This is a genomic window from Mesorhizobium sp. WSM4310 (genome assembly GCF_007003935.1).
Classification (GTDB): domain Bacteria; phylum Pseudomonadota; class Alphaproteobacteria; order Rhizobiales; family Rhizobiaceae; genus Mesorhizobium.
The window spans coordinates 20,598-35,045 of sequence record NZ_VFTA01000003.1 but is presented as its reverse complement, the minus strand read 5'-3'; the positions used below and the strand labels follow the sequence as shown (position 1 = coordinate 35,045).

Genomic DNA, 14,448 nt, shown 5'->3' with positions numbered 1-14,448 from the left:
GGCAATGGCAGAGTTTCCGAAAAAGGCGAAGGTCGTTATCATTGGCCTTGGCGGTATTGTCGGCGCGTCGATCGCCCATCACCTGATCGAACGTGGCTGGACCGATATTGTCGGCATCGACAAATCGGGCATCCCGACCGATATCGGCTCGACCGCGCACGCTTCCGATTTCTGCTACACCACCAGCCACGATTTCCTGTCCTGCTGGACGACACTTTATTCCATCGATTTCTACGAGAAGATGGGTCATTACGCCCGCATCGGCGGCCTCGAAGTGGCTCGCCTCGGCGACGATGGCCGCATGGATGAGATCAAGCGCAAGATCGCCTCGGCAAAGGCCTTTGGCACGCGCGCGCGCCTGATCGAGCCGGCCGAGATCAAGGAGAAGTTCCCGCTGATCGAAGAGGGGATGGTGCAGGGCGGCCTTTGGGATCCGGACGCAGGTCTGGTCATCCCGCGCTCGCAGACCGTCGCCGGCAAGCTGGTCGACCAGGCGGAAGCGTCGGGTAAGCTCAAATCCTTCGCCAACACGCCGGCCAAGTCGCTCGTGGTCAGGGACGGCCGCATCAGCGCCGTGGTGACCGATCGCGGCACGATCGAGGCCGACTATGTCATCGTGTGCGCCGGCATCTGGGGCCGGCTGATCGCCGAAATGGTTGGCGAGGACCTGCCGGTCATGCCGATCGACCATCCGCTGACTTTCTTCGGCCCCTACAACGAATTCGCCGGCACCGGCAAGGAGATCGGCTGGCCGCTGCTGCGCGACCAGGGCAATTCGGCCTATATGCGCGACACCGGCGACCCCAAGACAGCCGAGGGCGGCCAGATCGAGTGGGGCTACTACGAAGAAAACAACCCGCGCCTTTGCCATCCGCGCGACCTCCTCGAAAAGCATGAGGCGCGGCTGTCGCCGTCGCAGCGCGACCTCGACATGGAGCAGATCCTGGCGCCGCTCGAACGCGCCATGGAGTTGACGCCGATCCTGGGTGAACTCGGCTACAACGAAAGCCATTCCTTCAACGGCCTGCTGCAGGTGACCGCCGATGGCGGGCCGTCGATGGGCGAAAGCCAGAAGGTGAGAGGGCTGTGGTATGCCGTCGCCATCTGGGTCAAGGATGGCCCCGGCATGGGCAAGCTGATAGCCGACTGGATGACGGACGGCCGCACCGCGGTCGACCATCACGCCATCGACTATGCACGCTTCTATCCGCACCAGACGAAGGAACAGTTCATCTGGGATCGCTGCACCGAGACGGCGATGAAGGTCTACAATCCCGCGGTGCATCCGCGCGAGCCCTTCTCCAAGGGCCGCAACATCAGGCGCTCGCCGTTCTGGGAGCGCGAGAAGGAGCTCGGCGGTTATTTCATGGAACTGGGCGGCTGGGAGCGTGCTCATGGTTACGCCGCCAACGAGCACCTGCTGGAGAAGTATGGCAATCGCGTTCCCGTACGCGAGAACGAGTGGGACAACCGCCATTTCTGGCGCGTCTCCAATGCCGAGCATCTGGCGATGAGCGAGGATTGCGGCATCGTCAACCTGTCGCATTTCTCGATGTATGACGTCGAAGGGCCAGACCACGTCGCGCTGCTGGAATGGCTGTGCGCGGCCAAGATCGGCGGCGACAACAACATCGGCAAGGGCATCTACACCCACTTCCTCGACGAGGAAGGCATGGTGCGCGCCGACTTCACCGTGATCCGCATGGCCGACCGCTGCCGCGTGATCGACGGCGCCGATGCCGGCCCGCGCGACTTCCGCTACATGCAGCGCACAGCGCAGGACAAAGGCTTTGACGTCACCGTCACCGATGTGACGGAGAAATACGTCACCATCGGCATTTGGGGTCCGAATGCCCGCACCACCTTGCAGAAGGTGGTCGAGAATCCCGAGGGCCTTTCGCTGGAGAATTTCCCCTTCGCGGCGATCAAGCCGGTCAGGATCGGCGGCAAGGATGTCACCGCCTTCCGCATCTCCTATGTCGGCGAGCAGGGCTGGGAACTGCATATGCGCTACGAGGATGGCCTCGCCGTCTGGGATGCACTGCGCTCGACCGGCGTCATGCCGTTCGGCGTCGAGACCTATGCCAACACGCGCCGCATGGAAAAGAGCCTGCGCCTGCAGAATGCCGACCTTCTGACCGAGTACAATCTGTTGGAAGCCGATCTCGCGCGTCCGAAGGTCAAGGAGAACGATTTCTGCGGCAAGGCCAAGCATGTTGAATACCGCGCCCGCGAGCACCAGCCGGCGACTTTGTGCACGCTGGTGATGACCGAAAACACCGATTCCAAGGGCGTGGCGCGTTATCCCGTTGGCACGATGCCGGTGCTGGATCCGGCTACCGGTGAGACGCTGGTCGACGAGCTCGGCCGCCGCTCCTTCACCACCTCGGTCGCCTATGGGCCGACGATCGGCAAGAACATCGCGCTCGCCTATCTGCCGCATTCATATGCGCAGGAAGGCCGCAAGCTTGAGGTCGAATATTTCGGCGAGACCTATCCGGTCGAGGTCGCCGGCGTCGGCTACAAGCCGCTCTATGACCCGGAGAACCTCAAGCCGCGCAGCTGATCGGTCGGGCGGACCACGGGACTTATTGCAAAAGCCTGGCTGCGAGCCGGGCTTTTGTCTTTTTAAGCGGGCGGTTTTCGCTTACCCTGCGGCATGTCTGCTTTATCGCGCGCGAGACATCTGCTTTCCGGCTGCGCCGCGCTGGCTCTGATGCTTTCGCTGACGCCGGGGTCTCGCGCGGATGAGCCGGTCGATGTCGAGCTGGTGCTGGCGGTCGACGTTTCGCTGTCGATGTCGGCGGACGAGCTCGAGATCCAGCGCCATGGCTACGCGGCGGCGCTGACGCATGACAATGTGCTGCAGGCGATCGCCGATGGCGCCCATGGCAAGATCGCCGTCACCTATGTCGAATGGGCCGGCACCACATGGCAACGCGTCATCGTGCCATGGACTGTCATCGCAACCCGAGCCGACGCGGAGCGGGTAGTCGCGCAATTGTCGGCGCAGCCGCCGAACAGCGCGCGGCGCACCTCGATCTCCGGCGCGCTGGAATTCGGCAGCGATCTGTTCGCCGAAAGCGGCTACCAGGGGACCAAGCGGGTCATCGACATTTCCGGCGACGGGCCTAACAACCAGGGCGCTCCGGTCAATCTCACTCGCGACGGCGTGGTCAGACAAGGCATCGTCATCAACGGCCTGCCGCTGATGACCCGGGGTGGCCTTTCCGGCGCTTACGACGTCAACGATCTTGACCGCTACTACAGCGACTGCGTCATCGGCGGCCCGGGCGCCTTCATGATCCCGGTCAACGACTGGACGCAATTTCCCGAAGCCATTCGCCGCAAACTGGTGCTGGAGCTTGCCGGCCCGATCTCACCGCAATGGGCGGCGGAGGAGGCCGATCATCCGCCGGTGGTGCTGGCGCAGGACAAGCCCGCCGCCGACTGCCAGATCGGCGAGAAAATGTGGCGAAACCGCAACTGGATGCTCGACAGCCGCTGAGCCGAGCGAGCCAACCAACGGTGACGACCGACACGATCGCAGCTCCTCGGCCGAGCGCCGTGCCGGCGACTGTCCATGGGCAGGGCTTCAATTTTGGCCAACGCAAGTGGTGCGGCGAGCCTGCTGGCAGCAGCCGAACACGTTCCTGTTGATTGACAAGCCGACGGGCGTCTGTGAACAATTCGCCCAGAGAAACAAAAGGGGAACCGACATGAACAGAATCGCCGTTTTCGCCGCGACTTTGACGCTTGCCGCCGGTCTGTCCGCGCCGGTGATGGCCGCCACATCGGTCACCATCGGCATCAGCGGCTGGACCGGCTTCGCACCGCTGACGCTCGCCAAGCAGGCGGGCCTCTTCGAGAAGCACGGTCTCGACGTGACCTTGAAGAAGGTGCCGCAGGCCAGCCGTCCGCTCGCCATCGCCAGCGGCGACCTGCAATGCGCCGCCACCACCGTCGAGACGTGGCTGGTGTGGAACGCCAGTGGGGTGACCACCAAGCAGATCTTCCAGCTCGACAAATCCTATGGCGCCGACGGCATCGTCGTGCGCAACGACATCAAGACGGTCGCCGATCTCAAGGGCAAGAACGTCGCCTCCTCGGCCCCGGGCACGTCGCCCTATTTCCTGCTCGCATGGGTGCTGAACAAGAACGGCATGTCGACCAAGGACGTGACGGTCGTCAATCTGGAGCCGGACGCGGCGGCGCAAGCCTTCCTCGCCGGCCAGAACGATGCGGCGGTCACCTATGAGCCGTTCATCTCGGCCGTGCGCGACAAGGCCGACCAGGGCCACATACTGGCGACCACGCTCGACTATCCGATGGTGCTCGACACGGTCGGCTGCACGCCCGAATTCCTCAAGGCCAATCCCGACGCCGCCAAGGCGCTCGCCGACAGCTATTTCGAGGCGCTCGACCTGATCAAGAAGGACCCGCAGAAATCCTACGAGATCATGGGCGCCGACGTGAAGCAGTCGGCCAAGGAATTCGAGGATTCGGCGAAGTACCTGAAATGGGCCGACAAGCCCGAGAACCAGCAGTTCTTCACCAAGGAATTCCAGGATTTTTCCAAGACCGCGGGCGAGTTGCTGCTGCAGATGGGGCTGATCAAGGAAGCGCCCGACGTCGCCACGCTGGCCGACACCAGCGCGGTGGCGAACTGATCGTCCGACCTTTGCCCATCGTGCGGCGGCGTCCGGCGCCGCCGCTCTTTCCTCGACACGTGACCATTTGATGGGGACGATGTGAAGATGCGCCCCTTGCATCCAGTCTCGCCGAGCCTGCGAACCGTGCTCGGCATTTCCTTTTTCGTGCTGTTTATTGCCTTCTGGGCCTGGATCACGCTTGGCGGCCACGTCAACCGCATCTTCCTCGCCGATCCGCTATCAATGCTCAGGGATGGCTGGCGGCTGCTGGTCGAGGACCGCTTCTGGCTCGACATATTGATCACCATCTGGCGCGTCTTCGGCGGCTTCGTGCTGGCCTCGGTCGTCGCCGTGCCGATCGGCATTGCCATGGGCGCCTGGAAGCCGGTGGAGGCGTTCCTGGAACCCTTCGTCTCCTTCGCCCGCTATCTGCCTGCCTCGGCCTTCATTCCGCTGCTGATCCTGTGGGCCGGCATAGGCGAACTGGAAAAGCTGCTGGTCATCTTCGTCGGCTCGGTGTTCCAGATCATCCTGATCATCGCCGTCAAGGTCGGCTCGACGCGACGCGATCTGGTCGAGGCCGCCTATACGCTGGGCTCGACGAGCAACGGCATCGTCAAACGGGTGATCATGCCGGCCAACGCGCCCGAAATCGCCGAGACGCTGCGGCTGGTGCTCGGCTGGGCCTGGACTTATGTCATCGTCGCCGAGCTGATCGGTTCGTCCTCCGGCATCGGCTACATGATCATCAACAGCCAGTCGCGGCTGGCGACCGGACAGATCATTTTCGGCATCATCGTCATCGGGCTGATCGGGCTGTTGTCCGACTTCGCCTTCAAGGCGTTCAACCGCTGGCTCTTTCCATGGAGCCTGGCGTGAGCAAGCTTCTCATCGAGGGCGTCTCGCGCACCTTTGCCGGCGTGCGTGGCGGACCGCCGGTCAAGGCACTGATGCCGATCGATCTGGCGGTCGCCGCCAACGACTTCATCACCATTCTGGGGCCGTCCGGCTGCGGAAAGTCGACACTGCTTAGAATTGTCGCCGGCCTGGAGGCGCCCAGTGAAGGCCGCGTGCTGCTCGACGACAAGGCCGTGACGCGGCCGGGACCCGATCGCGGCATGGTCTTCCAGTCCTACACGCTGTTCCCGTGGCTGACGGTAACTGAGAACATCGCCTTTGGCCTGCGCGAACGCGGCATGGCGCCGAAGGAGCGGGACGACATCGTCGCCTCCTATGTCGATCTGGTCGGGCTGAGGGGATTTGAAAATCATTGGCCGAAGCAACTCTCCGGCGGCATGCAGCAGCGCACGGCGATCGCCCGTGCGCTCGCCAACGATCCCGAGATCCTGTTGCTGGACGAGCCGTTTGGCGCGCTCGACAACCAGACGCGCGGGCTGATGCAGGAGCTGCTTCTCGGCATCTGGGAGCGGCGCAAGAAGACGGTGCTGTTCGTCACCCACGATATCGAGGAGGCGATCTTCATGGCCTCGCGCGTCATCGTGATGACGGCGCGGCCCGGCAGCATCAAGTCGGATGTCGCCATCGACCTGCCGCATCCGCGCCACTACACGCTGAAGACCAGCCCGGAATTCTCGGCGCTGAAAGCGCGGCTGACCGAGGACATCCGGGTCGAGGCGATGCGCACGGCACAGGCGCAGCCGGCCGAGGCCTGATCCGGCGATCAGGCCGCCAGCAACTGCTTGCGGTCGACACGCTCCTGCTGCGGCGAGCGGGCATAGAGCTCGCGGTAGCACTTCGAGAAATGCGAGGCCGAGACGAAGCCGCAGGCGACCGCCACCTCGACCACCGGCATTGAGGACTGGATCAGCAGATGCCGGGCGCGGTCGAGGCGGATCTCCAGATAGTAGCGGGCAGGGGAACGACCCATCTCGGTGCGGAACAGGCGCTCGATCTGGCGACGCGACAGGTCGACATGGTCGGCGATCTCGATCAGCGACAGCGGCTCGGAGAGATTGCCTTCCATCAGCTCGATAATGGTCAGCACTTTCGAGTTCTGCACGCCGAGACGGGCGCGCAGCGGCAGGCGCTGGCGGTCGGTCGGGCTGCGCACGCGATCGGTCAGCACCTGTTCGCAGACCCGGTTGACGAGGCTCTCGTCGAAATCGTCGCCGATCAGCTTCAGCATCATGTCGAGCGCGGCGGTGCCGCCGGCGCAGGTATAGATGTTCTGGTCGACTTCGAAGAGGTCGGCAAAGACATTGGCCTTCGGGAACGCCTCGGAAAAGCCCGGCAGGTTTTCCCAATGGATGGCGCAGCGCTTGTTGGACAGGAGGCCGGCGGCGGCAAGGATGTGCGCGCCGGTGCACAGGCCGCCAACGGCGACCCCACGATTATACTCCTCGCGCAGCCAGGCGAAGGCCGATTTGTTATGGTAGCGCTCGACATCGATGCCGCTGCAGACGATGGCCATGTTGGGCCGGTCGGGGCCCGCCATCTTCTTGCGCTCTTCCTCCAGCGAGGTGTTGACCGCGCATTCGACGCCGTTCGAGGCGCGCACCGGCTTGCCGTCGATGCTGGCGAGGCGCCAGCGATAGGCCTCGTAGCCGAGCATGCGGTTGGCGGAGCGCAGCGGGTCGAGTGCGGTCGCAAAAGCGATCATGGTGAAATCGGGGACAAGGAAAAAGACAAACGATCGCTTGATCGGATGCTTGATGGCGTTCACGGGAACCTCACCTGGCCATGGCGCGAACAGGATGTCGCGAATAGCATAGCGACATCAGGAAAAACCTTGGCTGTCAATCGTCTGCGCTGCCTCAGTGAGACAAAATTTGCGACACGGGTCGCAAATGGGCAATCATTGTGCGGCAGTGCTCAGGGGAGCTGTATCAACTGTTCACGCGACAGGCAAAATGTACAAAGCAAGACAAAAACGCCGCCGTGGCTGGAGCCAGGCGGCGTTACAGTTCTTGAAGCAGCGGCAGGGAGACGCTGCCTGGAAAATGATCAGGCGACGAAGCCGAGGCGCGCCGCAGCCATCGCACCGGTCTGGCCGGGCATGGTGTTGGCAAGGCGCTGGCGCTCGAGAGCGGTGGTCAGGTTCATTTCGCGGCGGGTAAAGAGGCGGGCAAAAAGCTTCATCATCATCTCCTATCGGTTGCTCAGACGGGTCGCCTTCGCTTGATGGAGTGGGGCAGCTCGTTTGCTGGCGGTGATATAGGCTTGTGTTGTGTAAAACTAAATCGCAAAAACGAAGCGCTTGATATGAAATGCGACACGGATTGCGACAAATTTGGGCAAGGTGCCTAGGATTTGCGATTGTTTACAGGAAGTTAGTTCGAAAACAGGCCGCTATGCGGCTTGTTCATATGCGCCATGCAGCGGCGGCATGGCTTAGGAAATCATTTGAACGCAAATAAAATAGAAAAGGCCTGCCGGCGGGCTGCACGGCAGGCCTTCAGCACAGGGTACACACGATTTACTTTGCTCCAGCCCAGGATCCGACGCCGTTGCGAATGCCGGTCTTGGTGTCGGCGGCTTCTGGCCAGCCGATATCCTTCTGCAATTCGATCGGCAGGGAATGGATGGCGCGTTCGGTCTGGTAGCGGGCGCGTGCCGCGCTGAATTCAGTCGCGATGCGACCGAGGGACGAGAGGATAGACATTTCATTCTCCTTAGGTGGCGGGCCGGAGACATTCCGGCCTTTGATGTGGGGGCTTACACGCGGCGCGTTTCAACCCCATTTCATGTCGATTGCAGGCCTGTGACGTGGTCGTTTCGTAGCTGCTTGTGGCAGCAACCTCAATCGATGGAGTTGACTATCCTCCTGATCCGGTGTTCAATCAAACGAAATGGAATGATGCTTTGTATCAGAAAAATTGAAGGTCGCTTCCCATGAACGCCCCGCTCAATCATCCGCTGCCGCTCCTCGATCTCGACGTTTTGCGCACTTTCGTGGCGATTGCCGAGACCGGCAGCTTCACCACCGCGGCCAATGCCGTCTTCCGCACACCGTCCGCCGTCTCCATGCAGATCAAGAAGCTGGAGGACATTCTCGGCCGTTCGGTGTTCGCGCGCGATGCGCGTTCCGTATCGCTGACCACGGACGGCGAGATGCTGCTCGGCTATGCCCGCCGGCTGCTGTCGATCAACCGCGAGGTGGTGTCGAAGTTCATTATTCCCGAGATTGTCGGGGTGGTGCGGCTCGGCTCGCCGGATGATTACGGCGAGCGCGTGCTGCCGCATGTGCTGAAGCGTTTCGCGCAGTCGCATCCCTCAATCGCCGTCGACGTCACCATAGACCAGAGCAGCAATCTGCGCCGGCGCATGGACGACCGCGCGCTCGACATCACGCTTCTGACCAACTCCTACAAGACCAGCGCGCTCGGCGCCGAAGTGCTTTTGACCGAGCCGATCGTGTGGGCAGGCGCCAAGGGCGGCTGCGCGCATCTGCGCGAGCCCTTGCCGGTTTCGCTGTGGGAAGAGGGCTGCGCCTGGCGTGCCGGCGCGCTCGAAGCGCTGGGACGCGAGGGCCGCAACTACCGCGTCGCCTATATGAGCGCGCATACGGCAGGCCAGCGTGCCGCGATCATGGCCGACCTCGCGGTCGCGCCGCTGCCGCGATCATTCCTCGGCAACGATATGGTCGAACTCTGCCCGAAGGACGGCATGCCCGATATCGGCACCTACAACCTCGCCATGGTGGTGGCGCCGGACGCCAGCGCGCCGGTCAAGGCCGTCGCCGACCACATCCGCGCGACCTTCGAAGTGTTCCGGGAAACCGGCAAGTTCTGATCTGTCGCCGGATCGAAAGCGCTACTCCGCCGCCGCCTCGGCGGAGGGCGCTTGAGACCTCGTTTTCCTGTCTTGCCTGACCGGTGAGCGGCTCTCGCCGAGGAACGTGACGATGCGCTGTCGCGCACGTCGCGATTCCGGCATGTCGATCAACGGCCAGGCGTGGAACATGCCTTCCTCGTGGACGACATCAACCTCGACACCCGCTTCCCGCGCCTTTTGCGCGAAGATCAGATTGTCGGGCGTCAAGAGATCGCGCGAGCCGGTCAAGAGCAGCGTTTTCGGCAGCACCGACAGGTCGCCGTAAATCGGGCTGATGTGCCAGTCGCTGCGATCGATGCCGGCGCTGTACATCCGGATCGCTTCGAGACCGCCGGGAATACCGAGCCAGGGATCGTTGCGCTCGGCCTCGAACAGATCGGGGTTGGAAAGCGACATGTCGAGGCCGGGCGAGATAAGCACGTGGCGCGAGGGCAGGGGCAAGCCTTCTTCCGCGGCCATCATGGTCAGCACCACCGCCATGTTGCCACCGGCGGAATCGCCCATGAAGACGATGTCTTCCGCCTCGGTCTCGTCGAGCATCTGGCGATAGACGTCGCCGACCATGCCGAACATGGCGTGGAAATCGTGCTCCGGGGCGATGGGATAGATCGGCACCGTGACGCCATGGCCGAGCCGGTCGGCCATGTCGGCAATCAGGTGCCAGTGATAAGGCGTGATTTCAAAGACATAGGCCCCGCCATGCAGGTAGAGAATCCGCTTCTGCTCGTCACCTCTTGGGGCGATTTCGTAGACGGGAAAGCCGTCGACGGTGCGCGTCTGGATGTCGAAACGCTGATGCAGCGAGGCCGGCGGATGGTGATCCTCGGTCTTGCGTGCGGCCGCGATCCAGCGCTTCAGGTTTTCCGGGCTGGCAAACGCCTTCTTGCGGCTGTACCTGAGCACGAAGGACACGATGTGGCTTTTGAAACTTGGCATGCGGATACACGAACTTCGGCTGCAGCCGACTAAGAGAAACCTCCACTATTTCCGAAGATCGTACGCTCGCCCGAAATGTCAAGATTTGCGCTCTGTCCACACGGCGGTGTGATCCGCGCCGCCGTCAGCGGCGCGGCAAAAGGGCCGCGCGCAGCCGGTTGCTGGTGGCGACGGGGGATTTCCGAGATCCCCGGCGCCTGCCGAGCAATTCGCATTTGTCGGCAAAGGTCATCAGCGCGCCGTGCCCAGAAGCAGCGACGTGAGCGCGGCCTGCGGATCGCTGGGCGGCGATGCCGGCCAGCCAATGTCCTTCTGCACATGCGCCGGCAGGCTGTTCAGCGCGCGGATCGCCTTGTTCCTGGCGTGGTTCTGCCTGATGGTCACACCGAAGCGGCCGAGATTTTCGAACATCGACATTTTCATCTCCCTTGAAGAACGGCGACGACCGAGGAATATCTTCGGCCGCCATTCGATGCGGGGTAAATGCGCCTGCCATGTATCGGATGGATTTCGCGAAAACAGTGTTTCGGTTTCCGGATCGGTCGATCCGGAAACATTTGCATGCAAATGAGTTTGAGGTTGGAGACGGCCTGTGAAGGTCGCGTCTATTCGCGGCCACGCCTCGCCGCGTGGCCTTCGCGCGAGCGCCGGCGCGGCGTGGCGTCGCCGGCGATGCCGTCCTCGCTCACCGTCTTGCGCGGCGGCAGTTTCACGGCCGCCGACAGTTTCGGGAACGGGTCGACCTTGTTGGGCAGCGCCATGGCGTAGACGAAATGCTCCTGGAATTTCGGCTCCAGCGCGGTCTCGATCTTCTCGATCTGGCTCACCGTCTCCTCGATCTCGCGGCGATAGCCGCGGTTCAAGAGCGCCATGCGCGCACCAGCACCTGCGGCGTTGCCGACGGCGGAAACCTTGTCGAGCTCGCAATCGGGGATCAGGCCCAGCACCATGGCGTATTTCGGATCGATGAAGGAGCCGAAGGCGCCGGCGAAGTGGATGCGGTCGACATGGTCGGTATTCTGCTTTTCCATCAACAGCTTGGTGCCGGCATAGAGTGCGGCCTTGGCGAGCTGGATGGCGCGCACGTCGGTCTGGGTGATGGTGATCTTCGGCTCGCCTTCCTTGAGCACATAGGAGAAGGTGCGGCCATTGGCGGTGACGCGCGGCGAGCGTGCACTCAGCGATCCGTCGACCACGCCGTCCTCGGAAATGATGCCGGCAAGATACATTTCCGCCACCACCTCGATGATGCCGGAGCCGCAGATGCCGGTGACGCCGGTCGCCTGCACGCTTTCCAGGAAGCCCGGTTCGTCGGACCACAGTTCCGAGCCGATGACGCGGTATTTGGGCTCCAGCGTGTCGGGATCGATGCGCACGCGTTCGATGGCGCCGGGCGCGGCACGCTGGCCGCCGGAGATTTCGGCGCCTTCGAAAGCCGGACCGGTCGGAGAGGAGGCCGCCACGACCCGCGCACGGTTGCCGAGCACGATCTCGGCATTGGTGCCGACGTCGACGATCAGCATCATCTCGTCCTGGCGATGCGGGCCTTCCGACAGCGTCACCGCCGCCGCGTCGGCGCCGACATGGCCGGCGATGCAGGGCAGCATATAGAGGCGCGCGCCCTGGTTGAGCTTGAGGCCGATGTCGGAGGCCTTGATGCGCACCGCGCCCGAGACGGCGAGCGCGAAGGGGGCGCCGCCGAGTTCGGTCGGATCGATGCCGAGGAACAGATGGTGCATGATCGGATTGCCGACGAAAACGGAATCCAGAATGTCATTGCGCTGGACATTGCCTTCCGCGCAGACCTTGTCGATGAGGCTGGAGATCGCCTCGCGCACGGCCACCGTCATGCCTTCACGGCCGTCCGGGTTCATCATCACATAGGAGACGCGGCTCATCAGATCCTCGCCGAAGCGGATCTGCGGGTTCGAGGTGCCGGACGAGGCGGCGACTCGGCCCGACAGGAGCGACACCAGATGCATGGCGATGGTGGTCGAGCCGATGTCGCAGGCCAGCCCGTAGGCCTCGTTCTTGAGGCCAGGCCACAAGGCGATGACGCGCGCGATGTCGCTGTCGGCATCCTTGTGGATGGCGGCGGTCGCGGTCCAGTTGCCCTTGCGCAATATGCCTTGCACCTGCGGCAGCAGGTGGAAATCGAATTCGAGGTTTTTGAAGCCCCAATCCTTCATCAGCGCGATCTTCAGCCGGTCGAGGTCGCCGAGCGGTTTGTGCATGTCGGGCTCTTCGATCTCGACATAGCACATGCGTATCGCCGTATCGCGGGCGATCACCCTGGTGTCGGCATCCTTGCGGATGGTCTGCGCGTTGATGACGGTGTCCTGCGGGACGTCGATGACGAGGTCGCCGAGGATCTGCGCCGAGCAGGAGAGGCGGCGCCGCTCAGGCAGGCCGCGCACGCGCTCGTAGCGCTCTTCCTTCGGTCCCTTGGGCGAGATGTGGTCGTTGGAGGAGACGATCTTGTGCTTGGCGAAATTGCCTTCCTGCACCTCGATCTGGCAGCGCCCGCACGTGGCGCGGCCGCCGCACACGCTCTCGACATAGACCCCGAGCTGACGCGCGGCATCGAGCACCGGCGTGCCGACAGGAAACCGCCCGCGCTTGCCCGACGGCATGAACAGCACGAGTGGATCGGTAATGTTGGCAGGCGAGTTCATGCGTACACGTGTCTCGGAAGGGATTGTCGATACCGTTTAACGGATCGTTTCATTATTGGGCGGAGTGTCTGATGGTCCAGAGGCCAATCATGTCCGATCTCCTGCTGTCCAGCATATTTACCGCCTTTACCATGGTGCGGTTGCTGAAGGGGCCGTGGCTGCGCAATCCGCAATATCTGGCCAGCGGAATTCTCGGCGCGATCGTCGCGGTGCTGCTGCTGCACGGGCTGTGGCCCGCCTATGACGATGACTTCATCATAGGCGGCGTGACAGGCATATTCGGATCGTGGGCGGGAATGGCGTTGTTCGACGCCATATTGGGCGTCGCCTGACCGTAACGCAGGCACGTCCGACCGCATCGATGATGCGATCGGTCCAGCGTGGTTTGCAGTCCGGTTCACGATTGCGCGCTTACCCCCGAGCCATGCGGGCTTCACGGCCGCCGCGGCGGCGGCCACCGTTGGCAGCGCCGTCGCCAGGCGCATTGACCTGCGTCGGCGCCGCGACCGCATGGCCGCCTTCGGCCGGCTTGTAGTCCTTGTAGGTCCTGATCCAGTTGGTGCAGTTCTCGTCGGTGCCGTTGAGCACATTGGCGCCGCGCACGGCTTCCATTTCTTGCGGACGCACCGGGTTCATGATGGCGCTCGTCATGCCGGCGCCGATCACCATCGGGATGAAGGCGGCGTTGATGCCATGGCGGTGCGGCAGGCCGAAGGAGATGTTGGATAGGCCGCAGGTGGTGTTGACCTTGAGCTCTTCGCGCAGGCGGCGCAGCAGCGCGAATACCTGGCGGCCGGCGTCACCCAGCGCGCCGATCGGCATGACCAGCGGGTCGACGACGACGTCGTGCGCGGGAATGCCGAAATCGGCGCAGCGCTGGACGATCTTCTTGGCGACGGCGAAGCGCACGTCCGGATCCATCGAAATGCCGGTCTCGTCATTGGAGATGGCGACGACCGGGACGTCGTATTTCTTGATCAGTGGCAGGATGGCTTCGAGTTTTTCTTCCTCGCCGGTGACGGAATTGACCAGCGGGCGGCCCTTGGCGACCTTGAGCGCCGCCTCGATCGCCGCGGTGACCGAGCTATCGATCGACAGCGGCAGGTCGACGAGCCCTTGGACGATCTCGAGCGTCTGCACCAGCAGCGCCGGTTCGGTCGCGTTGGGGTCGACGGCGGTGACGCCAGCATTGACGTCGAGCATGGTGGCGCCGCAGGCGGCCTGTTCCAGCGCGTCCTTGATGACGGTCTCGAAATTGCCGGCCACCATCTCGGCGGCGAGCTTTTTGCGGCCGGTCGGGTTGATGCGCTCGCCAATCACGCAGAAGGGCTGGTCGAAGCCGATGATGATTTCTCGTGTCGCCGAGGCAACGATGGTCCGGGTCATGAAAT

The 14,448-nt window shown here is 63.1% G+C and carries 14 protein-coding genes; 7 read left to right on the top strand and 7 right to left on the bottom strand.

Annotated features, from left to right (window positions below; all coding sequences use genetic code 11):
- The first annotated feature begins 4 nt into the window (after window positions 1-4).
- From FJV80_RS05040 to FJV80_RS05020, 5 genes are all read left to right on the top strand, one after another.
- Window positions 5-2,566, top strand: a complete 2,562-nt coding sequence (locus tag FJV80_RS05040; RefSeq protein WP_142875713.1) for an FAD-dependent oxidoreductase — start codon at window positions 5-7, stop codon at window positions 2,564-2,566.
- Between the two features lie 93 nt (window positions 2,567-2,659).
- A complete protein-coding gene (locus FJV80_RS05035; RefSeq protein ID WP_142875712.1) occupies window positions 2,660-3,508 on the top strand; it encodes a DUF1194 domain-containing protein in 849 nt (282 codons plus the stop codon).
- A 211-nt stretch (window positions 3,509-3,719) separates the two neighbouring features.
- A complete protein-coding gene (locus FJV80_RS05030; RefSeq protein WP_095787428.1) occupies window positions 3,720-4,670 on the top strand; it encodes an ABC transporter substrate-binding protein in 951 nt (316 codons plus the stop codon).
- Between the two features lie 87 nt (window positions 4,671-4,757).
- On the top strand, window positions 4,758-5,531 hold the full coding sequence (locus FJV80_RS05025) for an ABC transporter permease (protein ID WP_095772956.1): 774 nt from the start codon (window positions 4,758-4,760) through the stop codon (window positions 5,529-5,531).
- Window positions 5,528-6,325: an ABC transporter ATP-binding protein gene (locus tag FJV80_RS05020; protein ID WP_095787570.1), complete on the top strand. Its 798-nt coding sequence runs from the start codon at window positions 5,528-5,530 to the stop codon at window positions 6,323-6,325. The genes FJV80_RS05025 and FJV80_RS05020 overlap by 4 nt, the downstream gene beginning before the upstream one ends.
- An 8-nt stretch (window positions 6,326-6,333) precedes the next feature.
- Here FJV80_RS05020 and FJV80_RS05015 read toward each other — a convergent pair whose 3' ends face one another.
- The 3 genes from FJV80_RS05015 to FJV80_RS05005 form a co-directional block, all read right to left on the bottom strand.
- Window positions 6,334-7,335 (bottom strand): GlxA family transcriptional regulator, encoded by a 1,002-nt coding sequence (locus FJV80_RS05015; protein ID WP_095772955.1) that lies wholly within the window; start codon window positions 7,333-7,335, stop codon window positions 6,334-6,336.
- Window positions 7,336-7,616: 281 nt separating this feature from the next.
- Window positions 7,617-7,751 (bottom strand): hypothetical protein, encoded by a 135-nt coding sequence (locus FJV80_RS35550; RefSeq protein WP_080512035.1) that lies wholly within the window; start codon window positions 7,749-7,751, stop codon window positions 7,617-7,619.
- A 337-nt stretch (window positions 7,752-8,088) separates the two neighbouring features.
- Window positions 8,089-8,274, bottom strand: a complete 186-nt coding sequence (locus FJV80_RS05005; RefSeq protein ID WP_095772954.1) for a hypothetical protein — start codon at window positions 8,272-8,274, stop codon at window positions 8,089-8,091.
- Between the two features lie 230 nt (window positions 8,275-8,504).
- On the opposite strand from FJV80_RS05005, the gene FJV80_RS05000 reads away from it, so the two are divergent.
- Window positions 8,505-9,404 carry a LysR substrate-binding domain-containing protein gene (locus FJV80_RS05000; RefSeq protein WP_010910020.1) on the top strand — a complete coding sequence of 300 codons (900 nt, stop codon included), beginning with the start codon at window positions 8,505-8,507 and terminating at the stop codon, window positions 9,402-9,404.
- Between the two features lie 21 nt (window positions 9,405-9,425).
- Here FJV80_RS05000 and FJV80_RS04995 read toward each other — a convergent pair whose 3' ends face one another.
- The 3 genes from FJV80_RS04995 to FJV80_RS04985 form a co-directional block, all read right to left on the bottom strand.
- Window positions 9,426-10,382, bottom strand: coding sequence for an alpha/beta hydrolase (locus FJV80_RS04995; protein WP_142875711.1), 957 nt, complete (start codon window positions 10,380-10,382; stop codon window positions 9,426-9,428).
- 231 nt (window positions 10,383-10,613) lie between these two features.
- Window positions 10,614-10,799 carry a hypothetical protein gene (locus FJV80_RS04990; RefSeq protein WP_027046953.1) on the bottom strand — a complete coding sequence of 62 codons (186 nt, stop codon included), beginning with the start codon at window positions 10,797-10,799 and terminating at the stop codon, window positions 10,614-10,616.
- A gap of 188 nt (window positions 10,800-10,987) precedes the next feature.
- Window positions 10,988-13,057 (bottom strand): ASKHA domain-containing protein, encoded by a 2,070-nt coding sequence (locus FJV80_RS04985; RefSeq protein WP_142875710.1) that lies wholly within the window; start codon window positions 13,055-13,057, stop codon window positions 10,988-10,990.
- Window positions 13,058-13,128: 71 nt separating this feature from the next.
- Here FJV80_RS04985 and FJV80_RS04980 point away from each other — a divergent pair, with 71 nt between their 5' ends.
- Window positions 13,129-13,389, top strand: a complete 261-nt coding sequence (locus FJV80_RS04980; RefSeq protein ID WP_142875709.1) for a hypothetical protein — start codon at window positions 13,129-13,131, stop codon at window positions 13,387-13,389.
- Window positions 13,390-13,468: 79 nt separating this feature from the next.
- On the opposite strand, the gene FJV80_RS04975 is transcribed toward FJV80_RS04980, so the two are convergent.
- Window positions 13,469-14,443 (bottom strand): methyltetrahydrofolate cobalamin methyltransferase, encoded by a 975-nt coding sequence (locus tag FJV80_RS04975; protein WP_142875708.1) that lies wholly within the window; start codon window positions 14,441-14,443, stop codon window positions 13,469-13,471.
- Window positions 14,444-14,448 lie beyond the last annotated feature (5 nt).

Bases quoted from the DNA above. Each gene is read 5' to 3' on its own strand.
- FJV80_RS04995 (WP_142875711.1), bottom strand. From the start codon at position 10,382: ATGCCAAGTTTCAAAAGCCACATCGTGTCCTTCGTGCTCAGGTACAGC.
- FJV80_RS04975 (WP_142875708.1), bottom strand. From the start codon at position 14,443: ATGACCCGGACCATCGTTGCCTCGGCGACACGAGAAATCATCATCGGC.
- FJV80_RS05030 (WP_095787428.1), top strand. From the start codon at position 3,720: ATGAACAGAATCGCCGTTTTCGCCGCGACTTTGACGCTTGCCGCCGGT.
- FJV80_RS04990 (WP_027046953.1), bottom strand. From the start codon at position 10,799: ATGTCGATGTTCGAAAATCTCGGCCGCTTCGGTGTGACCATCAGGCAG.
- FJV80_RS04985 (WP_142875710.1), bottom strand. From the start codon at position 13,057: ATGAACTCGCCTGCCAACATTACCGATCCACTCGTGCTGTTCATGCCG.
- FJV80_RS04980 (WP_142875709.1), top strand. From the start codon at position 13,129: ATGGTCCAGAGGCCAATCATGTCCGATCTCCTGCTGTCCAGCATATTT.
- FJV80_RS05035 (WP_142875712.1), top strand. From the start codon at position 2,660: ATGTCTGCTTTATCGCGCGCGAGACATCTGCTTTCCGGCTGCGCCGCG.
- FJV80_RS05000 (WP_010910020.1), top strand. From the start codon at position 8,505: ATGAACGCCCCGCTCAATCATCCGCTGCCGCTCCTCGATCTCGACGTT.
- FJV80_RS05025 (WP_095772956.1), top strand. From the start codon at position 4,758: ATGCGCCCCTTGCATCCAGTCTCGCCGAGCCTGCGAACCGTGCTCGGC.
- FJV80_RS35550 (WP_080512035.1), bottom strand. From the start codon at position 7,751: ATGAAGCTTTTTGCCCGCCTCTTTACCCGCCGCGAAATGAACCTGACC.
- FJV80_RS05040 (WP_142875713.1), top strand. From the start codon at position 5: ATGGCAGAGTTTCCGAAAAAGGCGAAGGTCGTTATCATTGGCCTTGGC.
- FJV80_RS05005 (WP_095772954.1), bottom strand. From the start codon at position 8,274: ATGTCTATCCTCTCGTCCCTCGGTCGCATCGCGACTGAATTCAGCGCG.